This window comes from Euzebyales bacterium (assembly GCA_036374135.1).
GTDB lineage: Bacteria > Actinomycetota > Nitriliruptoria > Euzebyales > JAHELV01 > JAHELV01.
The window spans coordinates 1-5,014 of record DASUUK010000093.1; the positions used below are offsets into that span (position 1 = coordinate 1).

Sequence of the window (5,014 nt, forward strand, 5' to 3'; positions counted from 1 at the left end):
GCGGCGAGCAAGAGACTCGAGGATCATTCCGGTACCGGGGTGGGTCCGTCGGGAATATCATGAGCCAGCTCACTCCGAACACGGGCAGGCGAATGATGGCGGAACGCTCCGATCGGGTCGTTGCGGTCGCGGGGGCGACGGGTCTGCAAGGCGGCGCGGTGGCCCGCCGGCTGCTGCAGGAGGGCTGGCGCGTCCGCGCGCTGACGCGAAATCCCGAGCGCAGGAAGGTTCGGTCCGTCGCTGCGCTCGGAGCTGAGGTCGTGCGCGCGGACATGGATGACCCCCGCTCGCTCGACCGCGCGTTGGATGGCGTGTCCGGCGTGTTCAGTGTCCAAAACCACCACATCAGCGGCTATGACGGGGAGCTCGCGCAGGGCAGACATGTCACCGACGCGGCGCTGCGCACGGGGGTGCGTCACGTTGTCTACGCGGCCGCGGGCATCGGCCGGCCCGACACCGGTGTCGGGTCGTGGGACGTCAAGGAACGGATCGCCGCGTACATGCGCGACCGGCGCCTGCCGGTGACGATCCTGCGTCCCATGGCGTTCATGGAGCTCATGACGGCGTCGAAGTTCTTCCCGGCGGCCTCCACGTGGCACGTCATGCCCGAGGTGATGGGAGCGGAACGTCCCGTCGGCTGGTTGGCGGTCGATGACCTGGCGGTCATCGTCGCGAACGTGTTCAGCGACGCCGATCGCTTCGTCGGCGCCGACCTGGTGCTTGCTGCCGATGTCGTGTCGATCTCGGGGTGCCGGAGGCTGTGGCGTGAGGTGATGGGTCGACCGCCCCTGCGGTTCCCGATGCCCGTGTGGCTGTTCGAGCGGTTCGTCGGAACCGACGAGACGACCATGTGGCGCTGGCTGCGCACTCACGACATCGACCTGGACACCCAGTCGGCGCGGGAGTTGTGTCCCCACGCGCTGGACGTGCGCGCTTGGCTCAGACGGCAACGCGCGTTGCGCTCCCACCCCCCAGAAGCACCACGCCCGGCACCAGATCCCGCGTGACCACGACCGAGTCTCCCCGGCGTCACAGCACACCGTGTTGCATGACAGGAGAACCGGGCCGAGGTCGACGAGGTCGCTGCCTACGCGGCGGTCATCATGGGACGTAACATGTTCGGCTCCGTGCGAGGTACGTAGGATCGGCGGTGGAATGGCTGGTGGGTGACGATCCGGTGTTCCACGCCCCGGTCTTCGTGCGATCCGCAGCCGATGGCCGGTGGCACCAGGCACCCATCCGTGCGCATCTCCGGTTCTCTCGGGAGGCTGGCTCGCAAGCTGTTGTCGATCGGCGGGCGTACCGCGAGTGCATGCCGGATCGGATTCATTCGTGAGGTGTCGCCGACGCGCTGGAGCGGTCGAGCGTGGTGGTCGACCGTTGTCGCTGCGCCGAACCTGTACCGGTGCTCTGCCTGACCGCCTGGCAGCAACCGCTGTCAGCGGCGCATGATGTGCGAGTGCTCACGCGGCATGCGGCACAGTGGCAGCCGGATCAGGAGGTGGGCGATGACCGAGCTGGTGGGTTCGGTCGCGATCGTGACGGGTGCGTCGTCGGGCATCGGCCGCGGGCTGGCCGAGATGCTCGCGCGGCACGGGTCCGCGGTGGCGCTGGCAGCGCGTCGACGGGCCGAGCTCGAGCGGGTTGCGACGCGGATCACGGGTGCGGGCGGCTCGGCCGTCAGCGTGCCGACCGACGTTGCCGACGAGACCCAGCTGCAGGAGCTGGTCGATCGGGTGGAATCAGAACTTGGACCGGTCGACATCCTGGTCAACGCTGCTGGCGTCGCCGACGGTCAACCACTGCACCAGCTCGACATCGGCGCCTGGGACCACACCCTGGCCGTCAACCTGCGCGGTCCAGCCGTGTTGTGCGCCCGGGTCCTGCCCGGCATGCGGGCACGTCGCCGCGGGTTTATCGTCAACATCGCCAGCGAGGCCGGTGTGTTCACATACCCGGGCATGGGCGCGTACGCCGTCAGCAAGCACGCGCTGCGGGTGCTGACCGAACTGCTGCAGGAGGAGAACCAGGCACTGGGGATCAAGGCGTGGGCCGTGTGTCCCGGCATGGTCGACACGCCGATGTCGCACGAACACCCCGATGTGACCCGGCAGCGGTTCTTGACGGTCGCGGATGTCACGGACGTCGTCGAGACGCTGCTGCTGCTGCGCGACAACGTCAAGCTCGGTCCCCAGATCCTGGTCCGAACCATGCAGGACCCGTGGATCCCGTGACGCCGGCATAGCGGGCTGTTCCGCCATGCTCACGCGTGATGCCACCATGCTCACACGTGACGCCGCCATCTGCGTTCCGCAGCCGGTATCACCGTGCCGGAGCTGCCGCCGCGAGATGAGGCGTCTGGCCAGCCGTCCCACCATCGACGAATGGATCGACCGCACGCGGCGCCACCCCAGCGACATCGACCGCCGCGACGTGCTCGGCACTCGACGAGCTCAGGGGTGAGTGGCCCGATGCTGGTCGTTGACGCCGGCCCGCTGTTCGAGGTCGTCGCCGACACCGCGCGCGCCGAACCCGTCCGTGTGCTGATGGCCGCCGACGATGACCTCGCCGCGCCGCACCTCGTGGACGCCGAGGTCCTCGCGGTCATCCAAACCCAACACCGCCGCGGCCGCCTCGACGACAGCGCAGCCGCCCAAGCGGTCACCGACCTGCAGTCGTGGCCCGCGCAGCGATGGTCGCACCCGTCCGCTGCTGCAGCGGGCATGGGAGCTGCGCGACAACGTTCGTGGCTACGACGCGTTATCCGTCGCCTCGCTGAGTGGCTCGCTGCGACACTGGTCACGGCAGATGCCCGCCTGGTCCAAGCGACCGGTCCCCGCTGTGGGATGGTGCTGGTCGGCGCCGGCGGCGACGAACCTGCTGGGTGAGTCGCCAATCGCGGAGATGTGACACGGCGTCAGCTTTCGCGCAGCAGGTTCGATTCGTCGGTCGCGGTCGGCTCGATAGCGTCGACGTAGCCAGCAACGTAGCCATTCGCGGTCGCCGCGACGCCGCGGGACAGTGAGCGACGGCGCCGGACGCATCCGTACGCATTGGACGGTTGACGTCTTACCTGCGCCGTTTCGTCGCTGCGTGGCGGTCGGATACGATCGGACGCGGGTGGACGCCGCGGGACGCCGTCGGATGGCTCAGACGGTTCGTCGTGTGCATGGCATGGAAGAGGTCAGGGGTTCGATTCCCCTTAGCTCCACGTATAACCGCAGGTCAAGGGCTTGCAGCATGCCCATGTGTCTGGCGTATCGGTCGCGCTGGACCCATTCTTCTGGACCCGATCACGGGACTTGACATCACGGGACCTTACAGGGTCGTTGCACTGCTGCAGCGTCACGCGGTCCAGGCCCGCCGCAGCCGAGGGCTGCGTGATCGTTGCACACGGCCTCCGGACCTTCGCGACGGGGCTGCGCGATGAATGGAGGCGTCGGGATCGGGAAGGGGAGCGGTCGCAGTGGTCGACGTCGTCGACACAGGTCGCGATCAGCGAGCGCCACGCCGCCGAGCTGTCGGGGTTCTCGCCGCGGCGGCTGCGGGCGTGGGATGGGCGCGGGCTGGTCGGGCCGAGCATCAAGCGTCGGCTGAGCGAGCGTAGCGACTCCGCCAGGAGGTTGTACCTGGGTGGGATCAGCAGACCCAAGTGCACGGCCACGACGGCCATCAGGCGCTGGTGGTCGGAGAACGTCTTCGCAGTGATGCTCGACACCCGCGCGGAGCCGCCGAAGCGGTCGGCGATCGTCCTCGTGTAGGGTTGGCACGGAGTTGGTCGAGCAGTGTGACGGAGGTGCTGGCCTCACGCAGGTCCCGGCGGTTCACGCCGACGAGGGCGAACACCGCGAGTCTACGTCACCGACTACGAGCAGCTCCGGCTTGTGCCGCTTCCGGGCCGCGAGCTGCTGGTGCGGGGTCCGGTCGCGATCGACCCCACGATGGGCGGCCGCGCGTTCATGACGCAGGAGACGGGTCGGTGTGCTCTTGCTGCAGCCGGTGGCCAACGTTGGTCACCGGGGTCTCAGCGTCAGCGCTACCGCGTATCGGCAGCGGGCGCGAGTCGCGCGTCGGTCTCGGCGGGACAGGACCACAGCGTGTGCGTCACCAACTGTTGACGACACCGGCAGGTGGCCCGGACCAGAGGTCCGTCATAAGAAGCGGCGACCTGCCAGGTCGGCGACGTCCATGCGCAGGTAGTGGGGGTGCTCGTCGTCTGCCCACGGCCCGAGTGGCGACCGGCGCACCTGCGCAAGCTCGTCCTCGTCGGTGAGCGTGCGCAGGCGACCGGACGCCAACACGCTCCAACTCTGCTCCCGCGCCGCTGGTGCCCCCGACTCGGGGTGATCCTCGACGTGGTCGGTCTCGAAGGTCACCAGCTGCATGTTCAGTGCCGCGAGCCACGTACTACCGGGCGCCGTGTGGAAGTAGATGAGGTTGCCGTCAGCGATGTAATTCATCGGGAATACGACCGACTCGCCAGCGTCGACGAACGTCAGCCGTCCGACGCGCGGTCGGTGGGTCGTGAGCAGATCAAGGCACTCGTCGGACGAGAGTTTGGTCATAGAGGTGCGTGTGCGCAAGATGGCTGCTCCGAGTGTCGTCGGATCCGTGGCTTCGTAGAACTGGGCCGGCAACTAACGGGACCTGTGTCGAATCGGCCCTCAGGATTTACAGTGCGTCCCCCAACGGCGGAGAACACCCCAGTGTAGCGGTTTTCCGCTCAATCGGTGGGCCGCGCGGATTGGTTCTCACACGGGCGTTGAAACGTCAGGACGGTGGGAAACGCGTTCAGGGCGGATGACCGAGCAAACCTGACGGTCCAACCGCAACGCGACGTACGCTGAGGGACCCTGCGCAAACGGGCATCCTGAGCACACAGTTCCGCCAGATCCATCGGCCTTGCTGCGTCCCTCGGTACGGCATCGGCTGGATGGTAGCGAGACGGGCTGCAGCATCCCAAGCTGCCGACACACCAGGGTGCGGCCGGGTCTGCGACGCGCCCGACCCGCCC

General features: G+C 68.1%; 5 protein-coding genes. 4 read left to right on the top strand and 1 reads right to left on the bottom strand.

The annotated features are described in order from the left end of the window. Nucleotides 1-59 precede the first annotated feature (59 nt). From VFZ70_15665 to VFZ70_15680, 4 genes are all read left to right on the top strand, one after another. Nucleotides 60-1,007 carry an NmrA/HSCARG family protein gene (locus tag VFZ70_15665; protein ID HEX6257244.1) on the top strand — a complete coding sequence of 316 codons (948 nt, stop codon included), beginning with the start codon at nucleotides 60-62 and terminating at the stop codon, nucleotides 1,005-1,007. Between the two features lie 501 nt (nucleotides 1,008-1,508). After that, a complete protein-coding gene (locus VFZ70_15670; GenBank protein ID HEX6257245.1) occupies nucleotides 1,509-2,234 on the top strand; it encodes an SDR family oxidoreductase in 726 nt (241 codons plus the stop codon). A 225-nt stretch (nucleotides 2,235-2,459) separates the two neighbouring features. Next, on the top strand, nucleotides 2,460-2,888 hold the full coding sequence (locus VFZ70_15675; protein HEX6257246.1) for a type II toxin-antitoxin system VapC family toxin: 429 nt from the start codon (nucleotides 2,460-2,462) through the stop codon (nucleotides 2,886-2,888). A gap of 492 nt (nucleotides 2,889-3,380) precedes the next feature. Next, nucleotides 3,381-3,761 (top strand): hypothetical protein, encoded by a 381-nt coding sequence (locus tag VFZ70_15680; protein HEX6257247.1) that lies wholly within the window; start codon nucleotides 3,381-3,383, stop codon nucleotides 3,759-3,761. Nucleotides 3,762-4,151: 390 nt separating this feature from the next. Here VFZ70_15680 and VFZ70_15685 read toward each other — a convergent pair whose 3' ends face one another. After that, the gene (locus tag VFZ70_15685; GenBank protein ID HEX6257248.1) at nucleotides 4,152-4,565 is read right to left on the bottom strand and encodes a pyridoxamine 5'-phosphate oxidase family protein; all 414 of its coding nucleotides are present in this window, start codon (nucleotides 4,563-4,565) and stop codon (nucleotides 4,152-4,154) included. Between the last annotated feature and the right edge of the window lie 449 nt (nucleotides 4,566-5,014).